Raw genomic sequence first — 17,007 nt, 5'->3', positions numbered from 1 at the left:
CGACCACTCTCAGCGGCTGTGACGGGCCTGCCCCGTCCGGTTCTACTGGGGCCTCTCGCGAGACCTGTTCTTCCGGAGGCTCACCGGTGATGGCCGGGTCGACGCCTGTGCCGCCCAGGATACCCGGACGTCCAGACGATTTACCCGCCGAGGTACGACGCGACCCACGCGAGGGCGGAGTTCCAGTTGATCGTCATCTCGTTCACGCCGTACGCGCCGATGTCGTCGACGAAGCAGCGCTGCGCCGGACTGCCTGCGAGCGCCGCCGAGACGGGGTCCGGGCAGTCCGAGTTCGGGCCGCCCGAGACCGTGCCGCGCGGCGGGTGCGGGAGGGCCGGGTCGAGCTGGTGGGAGTACCAGCGGCTGTGCTGGTTGCGGACGTCGCGCGTGCCGTACCCGGTGACGTAGGAGACGCCGAGGGCGTTGCGGCCGAACAGGTAGTCGACGCCCTCGAGGACGGCGTCCCGGTAGGTCGGGTCGCCCGTGATCTCGTGCGCCGCCGCGAGCACCGCGAGGTTGTTGAGGAGCAGGCCGTTGGAGCCCCAGTCGTAGCGGCCGGTCGTCGGCACGTACGGGTGGCCGAAGGGCTGCGTGGCCTGCTGGTCGACGAGCGCGTCGGCAGCCTGCACGACCGACGCCCGGACGGCGTCACGCTCCGGCAGCGGGCTCGCGACCGTGGCCAGCTGGAGGCGCGACCAGGCCGCGACGTGGTTCCAGTCGAAGCCTTCGGGCCGGAACACGGGGGCGTAGGGGTTCGCCCGCAGGTCGGCGGCGTACCGCTCGTCGCCCGTCGTCAGGTAGAGCTCCGTGGCCGCCCACAGGAAGTCGTCGTCGAGGTCGGCGTCGTCGTAGGGGCCAGACCCGGCGTTCGCGAGGACGTTCGTGTCGGGCGCGAGCAGCACGGGGTGCTCCTGGGCAGCGTCGTACGCGTCCCGGGCCGCGGTGCGCAGGAGCGTCGCGAACGCCTCGTCGTGCGGTGCGAGCACCCGGGCGCCCTGCGCGGCGACGGCCGCGAGGTTGAGCGTCGCCGCCGTCGACGGCCGGTGCAGGTACCGCGGCTGCGGGTCGTCGGCGGGCAGCATCGGAAGCCCGACCCAGCGCTCGTCGGACACCTTGTGGTGCACCAGGCCCGCGTACCGCTCCCCCGCCGGGACGCGCATCCGGAGCATCCAGTCCAGCTCCCAGCGCGCCTCGTCGAGCACGTCGGGCACGCCGTTCCCGCGTTCGGGCACGCGCAGGGAGCCGTCGCCCAGCGCGTCCGCGGTCCCCGCCCGCAGCGCGCGCTCGTACAGGCCGAGGAGCTGCGCGACGGCGATGCCGCCGTTGACGACGTACTTGCCCTGGTCGCCCGCGTCGTACCAGCCACCCGTCACGTCGAGGGCGTACCCGCCGGTCCAGCCGTCGTACAGGTCGACGCCGTCCGCGGTCGTCGCGTGACCCGCCGGCAGGCACGGGACCGCGCCGTCGCCACGGTTGGGAGCGACGTCGACGTGACCCGCGGCCCGCCCGTAGCCGGGGCCGAGGAGTGCCTCGTCGATCGCGATGCCGCTGCGCTGGCCGTAGAACACGACGAGGGAGTCCCCGCGCAGGTCGTCGTAGAGGCCCTCGTCGATGGCGAACGGGTCGGACGTCGCGCCGTCGGCCTCCAGGACGAAGCAGCCGGCCTCCCGCACCGCGTCGAACCTGACCACGTGCACGTCCAGCCCGGCCGACGGGTCGTGGCCGCGTGGCTGCGACTCGCCCTCCGCCACGACGACGCCGTCGCGCCGGAGCCGCCACGGCACCGGGTCGGTCGCGTCGGTCACCAGCGTGGCGGCCTTGGGGCCGTCGGGCAGGTAGCCGACCTGGTTGACCCGCATCCGCGGCACGTCTGTCACGAGTCCTCCTGAGCATCCGAACGGAAGCGGCGTGGCTTGCCCGGGCCGAGCGTCGACGGGTCGGTGACGACCTCGACCCGGACCGGACGGTCGAGCCAGCGAGCGATCGCGTCACCTGCAGCCGCCGGGTCGACGGTCACGCCCACCAGAGGCAGCGCGGTCAGCCGGACAACTCCGTCGGCCGCCTGGACCAGCTCCCACCCGGCCAGGCCGTACGCCTGGAGCAGCTGGGTCGCGTCGATCGACGAGTGCCACGACCCGTCGGCCGCGAGGAAGCGCACGGGCGCCCGGCCCTGCAGCCCGACGAGCACCGTGCCGCGGTGGTCCCGGACCAGCGCAGCCGTGTCACCGGTGCGGTAGCGCAGGAGCGGCAGGTAGGGGTTCTCGTCGACGGTCACGACGACCTCGCCGCGCTCGCCGTCCGGCACGGACCGGCCCTGGTCGTCGAGGATCTCGACCCACACCCGGCGCGGCACGACGACGTGCCCGTGCCCATCGGTCGACGCCGCGATCGGTCCCGTCTCGCGCAGCCCGTACAGGTCGACCACCGGGCAGCCCCACCTGGCCGCCACGGCGTCGCGCACGGCCGGCGGCAGGTCCGTCGCCCCGTTCACGACCGCCACCGGGTGCAGGTCCAGCCCGTCGCGCGCCAGGTCGAGCAGCTGCAGCAGCGGGAGCGTCGACGTGCTGATCACCTGCGGGTCGGCCGCCGCCAGGAACCGCTCGCGGTCACCGGCCGACCGCCACACCGACGGGTCCAGGTTGACCCGGGCCATCACCGGGACGGGTGCGTCGGACGGCCCACCGAACGCGGTCATCGCCGACACGTACGTGAACGACGCCCGCTGGTCGACCAGGTTCACCAGGCCGAGACGGTCCGGGTCCGGCGGCCAGTCGGCACCCGTCGAGGCCACCAGGTGCTGGAGCAGGACCAGGTCCGCGGCCACCGACACCGGGTGCAGCGGCACGTTCAGCGCGGCGCCGGTGTGGCCCGAGCTGCTGCCCTCCAGGACGCGGTCCAGGGGCACGTCGAGCGGCACGTGTGCCGCAGCGTCCGTGAGGTCGGCGCGGGTCGTCGTCGGCAGGTCCTGCAGCGGCGTCGTGGGGCCGCTGCGCCCCTCGCGCGCGGCGCGTCTCCAACGCGGGACGTCGGCGTGGACGCGGGCGACCAGCTCGGCGACCCAGGCCGGCTCGACGGTCGGCGTGGCCTGCTGGGCGAGCCTGGCGCGCGTCCGCTCGAGCACCGCCAGGTCGGCGGCGTCGAGACGATCTCCCGTCGCGTGCACCCAGGCGGGGGCATCGGGGCGTCCTCGCCAGGCGTCGACGCGGGCCAGACCGTCGCGGTCGAGCGTCGGCCAGCGTTCCGCGTCCGTCAGCGCCACCGAACCCATCGCCGCGTACTCGCCGAGCGCCGGGTCCGGGACCGGCGCCGTCCCGTCAGTAGTTCGCATACTGCGCCGCCGCCTCCTTCGCCCGCTGCTCCGCGAGCGCCCGAGCGAGCTCCTCGGCGCGTGCGACCTCGACGGCCATCGACTGCGCGACCTTGCGCTGGTAGGCCGAGCTGACCGCGAGCCAGCGGTCGTCGGCCGTCTCGGCGCGCTCACCCGCGGGCAGCACCCCACCGAGGCGGCAGAACGCTCGGGCCAGCTCCTCGCGCGCGACGTCGTCCTGCACCCACTCGCGGTCGGGACGCTGCCCGGCCAGGACGCGCTGCACACCCTCGACGACGCGCAGGAACCAGCCCGTTCGCCCGCCGGCACCCGCTGCCGCCGCTCGGACCCCGGGCGCCTCGTGCACCGCCGGGTCGAGCACCAGCCAGCAGACCAGTCCCACCAGCGGCGCCCGGTGGGCAGTCTTCAGGTCCGTGTCGAGCGCACGCAGCACCCGCCGGTCGAGGACGGTGCCGTCGAGGGACACGGCGACGTCCGCGACCAGCGCGGACGCGCTCACGGTCGGCTCGACGAGGTCGGGCGGCGCGAGCGCCAGGCGGTGCACGAGGGTGGCCAGCGCCGGCCCGTCGGGCTCACCGCCGCGCACCCGCTCCAGGTCATCGGGTCGACGATCCACGGTCACCACCCCAGGTGCTCGCGGCCATCCGGCGCACGAACGTCATCAGGTCCTCCTCGGTGACCACGCTGTGCACGGCGTAGCCGTCGGCCAGGTCCTCGAATCCTGCCGCCCACTCGGGGCTGACCTGGAGCGCCAGCGTGCCGCCGCCGTCCGCCGCGCGCAGGGCGTCCCCGGCCGTCGGGTCGGCGGGCTGCCCGTACTGCTGGAACATCGTCGAGATGCCGTCGTCCGAGATGACGGCGATGTGGGTCGGGCCGCGCCGCGTGGGTGCGTCGCCCGTGGCGGGGTCGCCGAGGTGGGTCCGGCGCAGCAGGTCGAGCGGGAAGGCCGTGGACCCGCCGAAGTACGCGACGACGGCCCGCAGCACCGCGTCCGCGTCGCGCGTGAAGCCGTCCGTCCCCGCCACCTGGCCGGGGCCGCTCCACGTGGTGGCCTGCACCCGTGCACCGGCGCGCAACGCCGAGAGGGCGAGGATCGCGCCCGCCAGCGCGATGGGCGCGCGCGTCCGGCGCGGGTCGGGCATCGAGCCCGACGAGTCCAGGTACAGGTCGAGGTCGACCGGGCGGACCTCGACGGACTCCTCCGGGTCGTCCAGGTACGCACGACGCACGGTCGTCATCCCGGGCACCACGACCGGCGACGCCGCCATCGTGCCGGTCCAGTCGACGGTGGACAGGTCGTCTCCGACCTCCCACGGCTCGAGCCCGGCGAGCAGCTCGTCGGACCGCCTCGGCCGTGGCCGGCTCGGGAACGGCACCAGGTGGCGGGCCGCGTGCTCCCGGTACCAGCTGACGGCGACCTGCTCCGCGGTGGTCGCGAAGCCGAGCGACTGGAGCACAGAGTGCAGCGCCCCCGGCATCAGGGCGTTCCCCGTGGCCACCCCGGGGGCCGGGTCCGGGGTGGTCTCCTCGACGAGCGCGGCACCGACGACCCGCGGGTCCCGGGACGGATGGATCGCGGGTGCACCCAGGGTCGGGTCCGTGGCGACGCCGAACGGCACCGACCCGTCGCCGCCCGCGGGGCCACCGCACGCGACGACCGGCCGCGGCCGCTCCGCCCGCAGCTTCTCGACGGGGATCGTGGACCGCACGAGCAGCGCGAACCCCGCGGCACCGCCGACCGGGTCGCGGGTGTAGGCCCGCACGAGCCGGGAGCAGAGCATCGCCTGGTCGTCGAGCGTGGCGTTGTCGCCGACGAGGGTGCCGCGCGGCAGCCCCCAGAGGATCTCGTTCGTGCGCAGGACCAGGAGCATGAGGGTGTCGTCCGGGTCGGGCGGCCCGACCGCCGCGGACAGCGCCGCACGGTCCACCCCGAGCTGGCGCTGCAGCCGGTCGTTGATCAGCAGGTCGCACCAGAGGTTGGAGACGAGGCCGACCAGGTGGTCGAGGTCGACGAGACCGATCTGGATGCGCGCGGCGATGCGCACGTGCGTCGCCAGGTCCACCGGCGCCAGCAGGTGGTGGCCGATCTCGTGGGCGAGGACCGCGAGCGCGTGCTCCTCGACGTGCCGCTCCCGCACCACCGTCAGGTCGACGTGCACCTCGACGTCGTCGAGCGAGTACCACGCCCACGACGGCATGCCGCAGGGTTCGGTGTGCAGCACCGGGGCGTGCAGGCGCGAGGTGCGGCCCCAGGTGGCGAGCGCGGCGGGCCAGGTCTCGCGCCAGCGCCGCTCGAGGTCCGCGAGGGGCGTCACGACGCGACCCGCACCACGTCGACCCAGTACGAGTGCCGACGGCTGACGACCACGACCCGCGGATCACCTCCGGCCGCGGACCACCCCGTGACCTCGTCGTCCCACGGGACGGGAAGCCTCCGTGCCGCAGCGCGCTCGGGCACGTCGGTCGAGTCGAGCCGCACGACGGCGCTGCCGTGCAGGTCGGCCAGCACCGCCCAGCACTCGTCGTCGGCCCGCACGTGACAGCCCCAGGGGGCACCGGACGAGACGCGCGGCACGGCGAGCCAGGGACCGCCGAACCCGCGGAAGCCGCCGACGCGCCGCAGCACCCCCGCGGTCTGCTCGCGTCCCGGCCACCACCACGGGTCCGCGGTGTGCGCGGCGACCGCGGCGTCGGGCGAGGTGCCCGGCGGCAGCCCGAGGGCGGCGACGGCGAGCGGTGCGGGGAGCCGGGCAGCGGCCGCGAGCGCGGCGGAGCGGAAGCGGACGGCCCCGGCACGCCAGGTCGCGACGAGGACGGTCGTCCGCAGCTCGTCGACGTCGTCGGTGGGCGGTGCGGCGGCGAGCAGACCCGCGAGGAGGGTGCGGTCGGCGCTGCGCTCGACGGTGCGGGCGGACGCGACGAGGAGCGGCACGACCACGTCGGGTCTCGCGCGGACGAGCGCGGCCGCGCGGGGCACGACCTCCAGGACGGCTGCACGCTCCGCGGTGCCGGCGCGCCACCGGCCGCGCGCGGCGAGGTCGGTCGTTGCCGTCAGCAGTGCGCGTCCGACCTGCGGGTCGAGGTCGCCGTCGTCGGCCAGCCCGTCGACGACGGTCGCCACGTCCACGACGGAGGCGCGCACGACCTCCGGGTCGCCGCAGCGTGCGACGGCTGCGCCGAGCGCGTCGTCGACGAACGCGCGGTCCAGCGCCACGAAGCGGCCGAACGCGGTCGCCCGGTCGAGCACCGCTGTCACGCGCCGCTCCAGCGCAGCCACGCGAGGTAGCCGGAGTACCGCTGGTGGGCGTACTTCAGGGCGAGGGCGTCCTCATAGAGGCTGCCGTGCAGCTTGGTGGTGTCCTGCCAGCCTGCGAGGATCCCCTCGATGTGGGCGAGGCGGCGACGCACCTCCGCCTCCGGCAGCCCGTCGAGCCCGGCGTGGAGCTCGGTGAGGACCGCCCCGACGGGGTCGTCCGTGTCCAGCCCCTCCGCGTCGTAGAGCACGCACGCGCTGTCGAACAGGTCCCGCAGCCACGAGACGCGGTCGATCCGCATCGCCTCGCGGGCCGGGTCCTCGAACGACGGCGACGCCAGGTCGGGCTGCAGCTTGTCGTGCAGGACGAACGGCAGGACCGCGCGCAGGTCGTCGAGCCCGACCTCGGGCTGCCCGCGGAAGTACGCCATCGCCTTGGCGTAGAGCACGAGGGACTGCAGGGCCCGCACGGACAGCCCGTTGAGCGTCTGCGCACCGATGTCCGCCCGCAGGTCACGGCCGGTGTCCTGGGCGAGGATCCGGTGCGGGTCCTCCCCGGCGAGCCGGACCGTGTCCTTGGTGCGGTACTCCAGCTGCACTGCGCCGCGCTCCGCGAGCTCGAGCTGCGACGCGAAGTACTCCAACCGGCGTCGCACGTGCTGCGGCACGGGCACGGCGACGACCTCGCGGTGCATCCGGTCGTGCTCGTCGGCGTCGAACACGACCGCCGGCGGGACGTGCTCCTCGGGCCGCAGCCGGCGCTCCGCCCGGTCGACGAGCTCGCCGACGAACCGGGAGTTGAACGACAGGGCCTTCACGACGACGTCGATGCGGTCGCGCAGCGCGTCGACGACCTGGAACGTCCCGCCGCCGGCGTCGTCGTTCGCGGTGAGGTACCAGGCCGCGGCGCCCGTCTCGTAGACCTGGTCGAAGACCTCGACGTACCCGTCCGCGAGCACCGTCAGCAGCGCCGACTGGGTGCGCGTCGGGATGCGGTTGTACTCGTCGACGATCTTCACGCGGCGCCCCAGCCACGACCGCCAGGCGACGTCGATCTCCGCGAGGCTCTTCGCCGCGACGAGGTCGCTCGGCAGCGGTGTGCCGAACATGTCCTGGACCGTGAGCTGCGGGTGGCCGTGCTGCATCGCCCGCCGCACCTCGCGCACCGGGTAGCCCGCGAGGACGCCCATGAGCACGGCGCTCGCCGTCTTGCCGCGCCCGGGACCGCCGACGAGCAGGCAGCGACCGCGCACGGCGAACGTCAGCAGCGGGAGCAGGACGAACGACGAGTACGACTGGTCGGTGGGCAGGTCCACCTCGGCCTTGGAGTCGCCGAGCCGGAAGCGCGTGCGCGGACGGTCCGGGTCGTGGAACTCGACGTCGTAGTGCGGGCTGATGATGCCGTGATTGACCATCCAGAAGTACGCCTGGCGCAGCTTCTCGTCGAGCGCGGGTCCGACGTTCCCGGTCTGCGCGTCGGCGCCGGAGAAGAGCTGGTCGACGTCGAGCTCCAGGCGGGCGCGCGGCGCTCCCGTGCCTGCCCGCGTCGGGGCGGCGGAGACCTGCGCGAACGTCTCGGCGGGGTGCGTCGTCACGCGCCCGAGTCTGGCAGAGCCAGGGCCGCGACCAGGTCGGGGACCACCTCGTGGCGCTGCTCCATCGGCTCGGCGACCCACCGTGGCCGGTCCCGCAGCGGCTCGACCAGGGCCAGCGCCTGCGCGAGCCTCTCGTCGGGGGTCCCCCGCACCTCCGCCCACGGGGCGCCCTGCGCCGCGAGGACCTCCCGGAAGCGGTCCTGCATCGCGTGCCGGAGGTGCTCGCCGTCGCGCAGGCCGTCCTGGACGAACGGGATCTCGTCGCCGGTCAGGAGGTAGAGGTCGGGGACGCGGGCCGCGGCGAGGGCCTCGACCGACGGCGACGGTCCGCCGACGTAGCGCTCGTGCCAGACCGCGGTCGCGAGCACGTCGGTGTCGCACACGAGCAGCGGGACGGGCGTGCGGGCGGCGGCGTCGTCCTCGAGGCGCGCCTGCTCGCGGGCGATGAGGTCGAACTCCGCGGGGTGCCACGGCGCCTCGAAGCCGCCGGGTCGGACCTGGGACCACTCGCGCCCGAACTCCGCGACCGTCGGCAGCCCGAGGTGCGCGGTCAGGGCCTCGGCGAGCGTCGTCGTGCCGGTCGACTCGGCACCGATGACCACGACGCGTCGCACGAACCACGCGCGTACCGCAGCGGGCAGCGCCCACCAGTACCCGGCCGGGTCCGCACGGACGGCTCGCGCGCTGACCGGTGTCCCCACCCGGGCGGGGTCGACCTGCACCCAGCGCGCACCGAGGCGGCGGGCGAGCTCCTCGCCGTAGTCGTCGGAGCTGAACAAGGTGTCGACGGGGGCGTCCAGGAGGTCCTCGATGATCGCGGTGTGCGCCCGCCAGGCGGTCTCGCTGGCGTAGTCGACGGGCTCGTCGTCGAGGCCCGCGACGACGTGCGCACCGGGAAGCTCGTCGAGCAGCCACCGTGCCCGGAGCTCGGCCGGAAGGCTCTCCTGCGAGGACCCGAGGACCAGGACCGTGACGCGGTCGCAGCGGGCGAGCGCCGCCCGGACTAGCGCGAGGTGGCCCGCGTGCGGCGGGTAGAACTTGCCGATCACGAGGCCGTGACTCATACCGGGACCGCCACGGGCGAGGGCTCGGGCACGAGGGCCCGCCGCCAGTCGCGCCACCCGAGCACGCACAGCCCGATGAACCCGGCGTACAGGACGGCGGTCAGGACGAGACCCTGGCTGGCGTAGAGGCCGACGAGGACGACGTCGGTCCCGATCCACACGGCCCAGCTGCCCAGCCACTTGCGGCCCAGCATGACCTGCGCGACCAGGCTGGACGACGTCGTCAGCGCGTCCCAGAACGGCGCCGCGGAGCTCTCGGTGGAGGACAGCAGGAGAGTCAGACCCACCGTGCACGCGGCGACCACCGCCGCGCCCGCCGGCCACACCCACCACGGGGTCCGGGTGACGGCGAGCGCGCGACGATCCGGCCCGCCCCGCACCCACCAGACCCACCCGAGCACGGCGAGCCCGGCGAAGACCACCTGGAGCCCCGCGTTGGCGTAGAGGCCGGCGTCCGTGAACAACCAGAGGAACAGCAGGTTGTTCGCGATGCCGACGGGGAAGTTCCAGACGTTCTGCCGGGTGGCCAGCCAGACGCACACGGCGCCGCTGACGAACCCGAGGACCTCGACCCAGCTCACGACCGCACACCCTACGGGCGTGGGAGAGGATCGAGGGTGTGACCTCACCCCTCGTCCTGGTCGACCTCGACGGCACCCTCATCGACTCCATCCCCGGCATCACCGCGTCCCTGGGCGTCGCGTTCCGCCGGTGCGGCCTGCCGGTCCCGACAGCCGCGGAGCTCCGCGGCTTCGTCGGGCCGCCGATCGGCGACAGCATGCGGGCGCACGGCGTCCCGACCGACCGCATCGAGGAGGTCGTGGCGGCGTACCGCGAGGACTTCGGGGCGACGGGCATGCACGACGCGACGGTCTTCGACGGCATCCCGGCGCTGCTGGCCGACCTGCGCGCGGCGGGGTGCCGGCTGGTCGTCGCGACGTCCAAGCCCGAGGTGTTCGCCGTGCCGATCTGCGGGGAGCTCGGCCTCACCCCGCTCCTCGACGGGATCTTCGGCGCACCGCTCGACGAGTCCGGCACGAAGGCGGACGTCATCGCCCGGGCGGTGGCGGCCGAGCCGGTGCCGCCCGAGGCCGCGCTGATGGTCGGGGACCGGGAGCACGACGTGCACGGCGCACGCGAGAACGGCATCGACTGCGTCGGGGTGACCTGGGGGTACGCGGCGCCGGGCGAGCTCGCGACCGCCGGTGCGGTGGCGGTCGTGGACACCGCGGACGAGCTGCGCCGCACGGTCCTCGCGCGACTCGACGAGGGAACCTCGCCCAGGGCTTGACCTTGACGCTGCGTCAACTCCTACCGTGGATCAGGAACACGAGAGGAGGGGCACATGGAGGCCTCGATCCAGGAGGCGGCCCGGCTGACGGGCACCACCAGCCGCACGTTGCGGCACTACGACGCCATCGGGCTGCTCGAGCCCAGCCGCGTCGGCGACAACGGCTACCGCTGGTACGACGACCGCGCGCTGGTGCGGTTGCAGCGGATCCTGCTGCTGCGCGGGCTCGGGCTCGGGCTGCCGGACATCCGGCGCGTGCTGGAGCGCGAGCAGGACGAGACCGCCGCCCTGCGCCACCACCTCGACTGGCTGCGCAGCGAGCAGCGACGACTGGAGCGGCAGGCCGCGTCGGTCGAGAGAACGATCACCGCACGGGAGAACGGAGGGCCACTCGTGGCCGAGGACATGTTCGACGGTTTTGACCACACGCAGTACAAGGACGAGGTCGAGCAGCGCTGGGGCACGGACGCGTATGCGTCGTCCGACGCCTGGTGGCGCGGCATGAGCGACGACGAGCGCGCGGTGTGGAAGGCGGACACGGCGCGGCTCGCCACCGCCTGGGGCGAGGCGGCCGAGGCCGGTACCGACCCCGTCTCCGACGAGGCGCAGGAGCTGGCGCGGCGCCACGTCGCGTGGCTCGGCGGCGTCCCGGGCACGCCCGGGCCGGTGAAGGAGTACGTGCTCGGGCTCGCCGACCTGTACGTCGCGGACGAGCGGTTCGCGGCGAACTACGGCGGCGTCGCCGGCGCGACGTTCGTGCGCGACGCGCTGCACGAGTACGCGGCGCGGAACCTTTAGGTAGCGCACGCGGGGAGGCCGGTCGGGCCTCCCCGCGTGCGGGTTGTCGTCGGGTGCGACAGAGTGACACCCGGCGATGACTGGACCGTCGCCCAGGAACCTCCCCGACGGTGTGGCAGGAGCAGACCCATGCGACGGAACCCCCTCCGGATCCCCGCGGCGGTCGTCGCCGCGCTCGTGCTCGTCGTCACGCTCGCCGGGCCTGCTCCGGCCGCGGTCGTCGCCGGTCCGGCCACGATCACGGGTGTCGGCTCGGGCCGGTGCCTGGACGTCAACGGCGGGGCGACGGCCGCGAGGACCGGCGTCGCGATCCGCGACTGCACCGGTGCCGCCAACCAGGCCTGGACGCTCACCACGAACGGCGAGCTGCAGGTCTACGACACCGCTACCTGCCTCGACGTCGCCGGTCAGGACACCACCGCACCCGCGGTCGTGCAGATCTACCCGTGCAACGGCGGCGCCAACCAGAAGTGGCGCCTCCAGACCAACGGCACGATCGTCGGCGTGCAGTCCGGGCTCTGCCTCGACGTCACCGGCCGCGGCACCGCCAACGGCACCGCGGTCGGGATGTGGACCTGCAACGGGCAGACGAACCAGAGCTGGACCACGACGCTGCGCACCGCCGACACGACCGCACCGACGGTCCCCGGCAGTCCCCGGGTCAGCAACCTGACCTGCAGCTCCGTGACGTTCGCGTGGAATGCCTCCACCGACGCCGTGGGCGTCGCGTTCTACGACATCTACCACGACGGCCAGCTCATGACGTCGGTCAGCGGGAGCACGCTGTCGACCAGCCTCCCCGTCGTCGCCGGTGCGGTGTGGGGTCTGTACGTGAACGCTCGCGACGCGGCGGGCAACGTGTCGCAGGCCAGCACCACGGTGACGATCACGGTCCCGCAGTGCCAGGCCGACACGCAGGCACCCAGCGCCCCCGGGCAGCCGACCGCCACCGTGTCGGGCACGACCGTGACGCTCAGCTGGGCGGTGGCGACCGACAACGTGGGGGTGCGGACCTACGAGGTCCGCCGCGGCGGGACCGTCGTGGGCACCGTCGCCGGAAACCCGCCGGTCACGTCGTTCATCGACAGCGGCCTGGCGGCGAACACCGCCTACTCCTACGCGATCGTCGCGAAGGACGCGCAGGGCAACACGTCCGCGGCGAGCGCGTCGAGGACCGTGACCACCGGCTCGGCGTGCGCGTCGGCGGTGTGCGGCGTGCAGCAGGTGGGGACCGAGACCGACATCCCGTGGGGCCTCGACACGCTCCCGGACGGCACGGTCCTGTACGCCCGGCGCGACGCGCACGACGTGATCCGGCTCGACCCGGCCACCGGCGCGAAGACGAACGTCGGCACCGTGCCGAACGTGCAGAGCACCGACGGCGAGGGCGGCCTGCTCGGCCTCGCCCTGTCCCCCACGTTCGCCACGGACCAGTGGGTGTACCTGATGCACACCTCCCCCACCGACAACCGGATCGTGCGGATCAAGCTGGTGAGCAACGCGCTGGTCACCAGTACCGAGCAGGTGCTGCTCAGCGGGATCCCGCGCAACAAGTACCACGACGGCGGACGCCTGCGCTTCGGCCCGGACGGGAAGCTGTACGCCGCGACCGGCGACGCGCAGAACGGCGACTACGCGCAGAACACCTCGAACCTCGCCGGGAAGATCCTGCGCCTCAACCCCGACGGGACGGTCCCCTCCGACAACCCGTTCGGCAACTACGTGTGGAGCTACGGCCACCGCAACCCGCAGGGGATCGCGTTCGACTCCCAGGGCCGGCTGTGGGAGCAGGAGTTCGGCAACTCCGTGATGGACGAGACCAACCTCATCGTCAAGGGCGGCAACTACGGCTGGCCCGCCTGCGAGGGGACCGTCGGAACCTGCGGGACCGCGGGGTTCATCGCCCCCAAGCGGACGTACCCCACGTCGGAGGGGTCGTGCTCCGGGATCGCGATCGTGCGCGACGCGCTCTACGTCGCCTGCGCCCGTGGCGCCCGGATGTACCGCGCGGTCATCAGCGGGTCCTCCCTGACGAACGTGCAGACCTTCTTCAGCGGGACGTACGGTCGGCTGCGGACGGTCGAGCCGGCGCCGGGCGGCGGGCTGTGGCTGACCACGACGACGACCGGGGACAAGGACAGCGTGCCGAACAACAGCAACGAGCGGATCTTCCGGGTCACGCTCGGCGGGTAGCGGCACCTGCCCGGCTCGGCGGGCGTCGCGCCCTGGTGCCCGGGACGCGCGCCCGCCGACGCTCGTCGGGAGATCGCCGGTGAGTCCACCGGCGCCGACCCGAAGGAGCACCGATGTCCAGCACCACCGTCGAGCCGTCCGCCGGCCAGACCCGTCGATCCGTCCCCGGCACGAGCCGCGCGTGGGCCTGGACCGGGGTCGCCGCGGGGGCCCTCGGCCTGGCGACCATCCAGGCGTCGCTCGCGGCGTCCGTCGACTGGGAGAAGACCCAGGGCGACGCCGCCGCGATGCTTGCCGACGCCGCCGGCAAGCAGTCCTCGTTCCTCGTGTTCCACGTGCTCGCCGCCGCGTGCGCCGTGGTGATCCCCGTCTTCGCGGCCGGCCTCAAGCGCCGGATCGACCAGCGCACCCCGGACGCCTCCCTGCACGGGACCGTGGCGGCCTGGGGGCTCGTCCTCGTCTCGGTCGCACTCCTGCTCGGCAGCGGCCTCGACACGCAGTTCTCGCTGGCCCTGTCCGACCCGGACGTGCTCGTGCCCGAGTCCGCCGCGTTCTACACCGACTGGGTGGCGACCATCTCGTGGCTCTGGCTCGGCGCGGGGCTCTCCGGCATCGCCGTGGCCGTCGCCGCCTTCCGGCACTCGGCCGCGCCCCGCTGGATCGGCGCCGTGAGCGTCGTCCTCGGCGGGCTCACCCTGATCGCCGGCCTGTCGCCCCTGCAGTACATGGCCGGGTTCACCGGGCCCGTCTGGCTGCTGGTCGTCGCGCTCGGGTTCGCCCTCGGCGACCGACGCTGACGTGCCAGCGCTCCACGCCCCCGCGAGGTTCACCCTCGCGGGGGCGTACCGCGCCGACGGACGCACCCCCTACGGTGGCGCCATGACGGTGGCCGCCGACGACGCCCGACGCACCGGGCACCCTCGGCTCGCCGTGGTCGTCGCCGCCGTGACCTGGGTGGTCACCCTCGCCGCCGTCGTGCTGCGCGTCGCGGCCCGCGTGCCGATGGACCCCGACCTGCTGTTCTTCGTCGTCGACGCGATGGTCGGCGTGGTCTACGGGACGGTGGGTGCCGTCATCCTGGCCCGCCGGTCGCACCCCGTCGGCTGGCTCGTCGCCCTCGCCGGGGCGGGTGGCGCTCTCGCCGCGCTGGGCAGCGCCTGGGCGACGTACCAGTCCGGCCACCCGACCCTCCCCGAGCTGCCGGTCCTGACCGCGACCGTCAGCTGGGCGTGGGTGCCCGGCACGCTCGCGCTCTTCCTCGTCGTGCCGTGGCTGGTCCGGGACTCCCCGTTGTCCCGTGGCGCCTGGACCGGGATGGCCGCGGGTGCCCTGCTGACCCTCGCCCTGACGGCCCAGCGCCTGCTGCTGCCCATGGCCGACAACACCACGCTCCTGGCGGGGGTCGTCGCCCTCGGCCTGGTCACCGCGGCGGCGACCGGCTGGCGGTACCGGCGCGGACCCGTGCGCGAGCGGCCCGGGCTGGGGCTGCTCACGGTCGGCACCGCGCTCATGGCGCTGTCGTTCGTGCCCCTCCTGCTCGTCGACTCCCCGCCCGAGATGATCTTCGCCGTGCCCCTGACGCACCTTGCGTGCCAGGCGCTGTTCCCGGTCGCGCTGCTGGTCACCGTGCTGCGGAACCGGCTCTGGGGCATCGACCTGGCGGTCAGCCGGGCAGCCGTCGCCGGTCTGCTCACGCTCGGCCTCGCGCTCGTGTACACCCTGGTCGTCCTGGCCGCGACGGTCGTGGTGGGCGGCGGGGCGGTCGCCCAGGTGATCGCGACCGTCGGCGTCGCGGTGGCGGTGCAGCCCGTGCACTCCTGGCTCGGTCGCCGCGTCCGCGCGCTCGTCTACGGCGAGTCGAGCAGCCGCGCCGCGCTCCGGGTCGGCCGCCAGCTCGCCGTCGGCACCGGCACCGAGGAGCTCCTCGGCGGGCTGACGGCCGCGGTGGCCGAGTCGCTGCGGCTCGAGTCGGTGACGGTGGCCGGCGACGAGCACACCGCCCAGTGGGGCACACCGACATCGACCCCCGTGCACCGCATGCTCGAGCACGCGGGCCGCCCGATCGGGTCGCTCGCCGTCACGGTGCGTCCCGGGGAGCGCCTCGACACCCGGACCGGCGAGTCACTCGACCACCTGCTGCCCGTCGTCGCCGCCGGGCTCGCCCTGGTGCAGGGCGCTGCGGACCTCGAGCGTGCGCGCGACGCCGCGACGCGTGCGCGGCTGGCCGAGCGCCGGCTCATCCGCCGGGAGCTGCACGACGGGATCGGTCCGTGGCTGTCGGGGCTGCGGCTCGGGCTCCAGGGCGCCCGGAACACCCTGACCCGGGACCCGGCGGCGGCCGACACGATCCTGGACGCCCTCCAGGCCGAGGTCGAGCAGCGCGTGCAGGACGTCCGGCTGCTCTCGCGGAGCCTCCTGCCGCCGCTGCTCGACGAGGAAGGGCTCGGCCCGGCCCTGCGCGAGCTCGCCCGACGCAGCACCGAGGGTGGTTTCGACGTGCGGCTCGACCTGTCCGACGGCACCGCGGACCTCGACCCGCGGGTCCGCGCCGCCGCCTACGCGATCGTCAGCGAGTCGGTCGTCAACGCGTCCCGGTACAGCGGCGCCGACGGCTGCACGGTCGGCGTGACCGTCCAGGACGGCGCACTCGTCGTCACCGTGGTCGACCTCGGCAGCGGCATCGCCGTCGGGTCGCCGTCCGGGGTGGGCATGCGGTCGATGCGGGAGCGTGCCGACGAGCTCGGTGGCGTCGTCACGGTCGAGGCCCACGCGCCCGGCGGCACCCGCGTGCACGCCGTCCTGCCCCTCGACCCCGCCCTCGTCCGGAGCCGCCCGTGACCATCAGTGTCGTGGTCGTCGACGACCACCCCGTGTTCCGGATCGGGATGGCCGCGCTGCTCGACTCGCTGGCCGGCATCCGCGTGACCGGGCAGGCCGCCGGCGCCGGGGAGGCCGGACCCCTGCTCGCCTCCGGGATCGCGGCCGACGTCGTGCTCATGGACCTCGACCTCGGCGACGGGTCCGGCATCGACCTCACCCGTGAGCTCCTGCGCGACCGCCCGGACCTGCGCGTGCTCGTCGTCACCATGCACGAGGACGACGACGCCGTCGTGGCGGCCGTCCGCGCCGGGGCACGCGGGTACCTGGTGAAGTCCGCGCCGCCCGACGCCGTCGAACGCGCGGTCCGAGCCGTGGCGGCGGGCGAGATGATCCTGTCGCCCGCCGTGGCGCAGCGGGCGATGGCCTACGTGCTCGGCGGCCGGACAGCCACGCGCCTGCCGTTCCCGCAGCTGACCGACCGGGAGCGCGAGGTCCTCGACCTGGTCGCTGCCGGGCTCGACAACGAGACGATCGCCCGGCGCCTCGGGCTCAGTCCGAAGACGGTGCGCAACCACCTCGCGAACGTGCTGGCCCGGTTGGGGCTGCCCGACCGGTCGGCCGCGATCGTGCGGGCTCGCGAGGAAGGGCTGGGCACGAGCGGCTGA

14 protein-coding genes are annotated in these 17,007 nt (G+C 74.5%); 6 read left to right on the top strand and 8 right to left on the bottom strand.

All coding sequences use genetic code 11. The features are described from left to right. Positions 1 to 140: 140 nt before the first annotated feature. The 8 genes from ASF78_RS15330 to pnuC are packed head-to-tail and all read right to left on the bottom strand — an operon-like array spanning position 141 to position 9,821. The gene (locus ASF78_RS15330) at positions 141 to 1,877 is read right to left on the bottom strand and encodes a glycoside hydrolase family 9 protein (RefSeq protein WP_235518616.1); all 1,737 of its coding nucleotides are present in this window, start codon (positions 1,875 to 1,877) and stop codon (positions 141 to 143) included. Beyond that, entirely contained in the window at positions 1,874 to 3,328 is a 1,455-nt protein-coding gene (locus ASF78_RS15325) for an AMP-binding protein (protein ID WP_056591252.1), read from the bottom strand. The genes ASF78_RS15330 and ASF78_RS15325 overlap by 4 nt, the downstream gene beginning before the upstream one ends. Then, positions 3,315 to 3,944: a hypothetical protein gene (locus tag ASF78_RS15320; protein WP_156374189.1), complete on the bottom strand. Its 630-nt coding sequence runs from the start codon at positions 3,942 to 3,944 to the stop codon at positions 3,315 to 3,317. The genes ASF78_RS15325 and ASF78_RS15320 overlap by 14 nt, the downstream gene beginning before the upstream one ends. Beyond that, positions 3,925 to 5,643 carry a hypothetical protein gene (locus ASF78_RS15315; protein WP_056591246.1) on the bottom strand — a complete coding sequence of 573 codons (1,719 nt, stop codon included), beginning with the start codon at positions 5,641 to 5,643 and terminating at the stop codon, positions 3,925 to 3,927. Before ASF78_RS15315 ends, ASF78_RS15320 begins: the two co-directional genes overlap by 20 nt. Then, positions 5,640 to 6,584: a hypothetical protein gene (locus ASF78_RS15310; protein ID WP_056591243.1), complete on the bottom strand. Its 945-nt coding sequence runs from the start codon at positions 6,582 to 6,584 to the stop codon at positions 5,640 to 5,642. Before ASF78_RS15310 ends, ASF78_RS15315 begins: the two co-directional genes overlap by 4 nt. Continuing rightward, the gene (locus tag ASF78_RS15305) at positions 6,581 to 8,176 is read right to left on the bottom strand and encodes an AAA family ATPase (RefSeq protein ID WP_056591240.1); all 1,596 of its coding nucleotides are present in this window, start codon (positions 8,174 to 8,176) and stop codon (positions 6,581 to 6,583) included. Before ASF78_RS15305 ends, ASF78_RS15310 begins: the two co-directional genes overlap by 4 nt. Then, on the bottom strand, positions 8,173 to 9,240 hold the full coding sequence (locus ASF78_RS15300; protein ID WP_056591237.1) for an AAA family ATPase: 1,068 nt from the start codon (positions 9,238 to 9,240) through the stop codon (positions 8,173 to 8,175). Before ASF78_RS15300 ends, ASF78_RS15305 begins: the two co-directional genes overlap by 4 nt. Next, on the bottom strand, positions 9,237 to 9,821 hold the full coding sequence (pnuC, locus tag ASF78_RS15295; protein WP_056591234.1) for a nicotinamide riboside transporter PnuC: 585 nt from the start codon (positions 9,819 to 9,821) through the stop codon (positions 9,237 to 9,239). Before pnuC ends, ASF78_RS15300 begins: the two co-directional genes overlap by 4 nt. Positions 9,822 to 9,859: 38 nt before the next feature. Between pnuC and ASF78_RS15290 the strand changes: the two genes are divergently transcribed. The 6 genes from ASF78_RS15290 (at position 9,860) to ASF78_RS15265 (ending at position 17,007) form a co-directional block, all read left to right on the top strand. Continuing rightward, positions 9,860 to 10,531, top strand: a complete 672-nt coding sequence (locus ASF78_RS15290) for an HAD hydrolase-like protein (RefSeq protein ID WP_056591231.1) — start codon at positions 9,860 to 9,862, stop codon at positions 10,529 to 10,531. Between the two features lie 54 nt (positions 10,532 to 10,585). Continuing rightward, positions 10,586 to 11,329 (top strand): MerR family transcriptional regulator, encoded by a 744-nt coding sequence (locus ASF78_RS15285; RefSeq protein ID WP_056591228.1) that lies wholly within the window; start codon positions 10,586 to 10,588, stop codon positions 11,327 to 11,329. Positions 11,330 to 11,458: 129 nt separating this feature from the next. Further along, positions 11,459 to 13,522, top strand: coding sequence for a PQQ-dependent sugar dehydrogenase (locus ASF78_RS15280; protein WP_056591225.1), 2,064 nt, complete (start codon positions 11,459 to 11,461; stop codon positions 13,520 to 13,522). A gap of 113 nt (positions 13,523 to 13,635) precedes the next feature. Then, on the top strand, positions 13,636 to 14,319 hold the full coding sequence (locus ASF78_RS15275; RefSeq protein WP_056591224.1) for a hypothetical protein: 684 nt from the start codon (positions 13,636 to 13,638) through the stop codon (positions 14,317 to 14,319). Positions 14,320 to 14,401: 82 nt separating this feature from the next. Beyond that, positions 14,402 to 16,360, top strand: coding sequence for a sensor histidine kinase (locus ASF78_RS15270; protein ID WP_056591748.1), 1,959 nt, complete (start codon positions 14,402 to 14,404; stop codon positions 16,358 to 16,360). Further along, on the top strand, positions 16,357 to 17,007 hold the full coding sequence (locus ASF78_RS15265; protein WP_056591217.1) for a response regulator transcription factor: 651 nt from the start codon (positions 16,357 to 16,359) through the stop codon (positions 17,005 to 17,007). The genes ASF78_RS15270 and ASF78_RS15265 overlap by 4 nt, the downstream gene beginning before the upstream one ends.

The organism is Cellulomonas sp. Leaf334 (assembly GCF_001424195.1).
In the GTDB taxonomy this organism is placed as follows: domain Bacteria; phylum Actinomycetota; class Actinomycetes; order Actinomycetales; family Cellulomonadaceae; genus Cellulomonas.
This window is presented reverse-complemented; position numbering and strand designations above follow the sequence as displayed.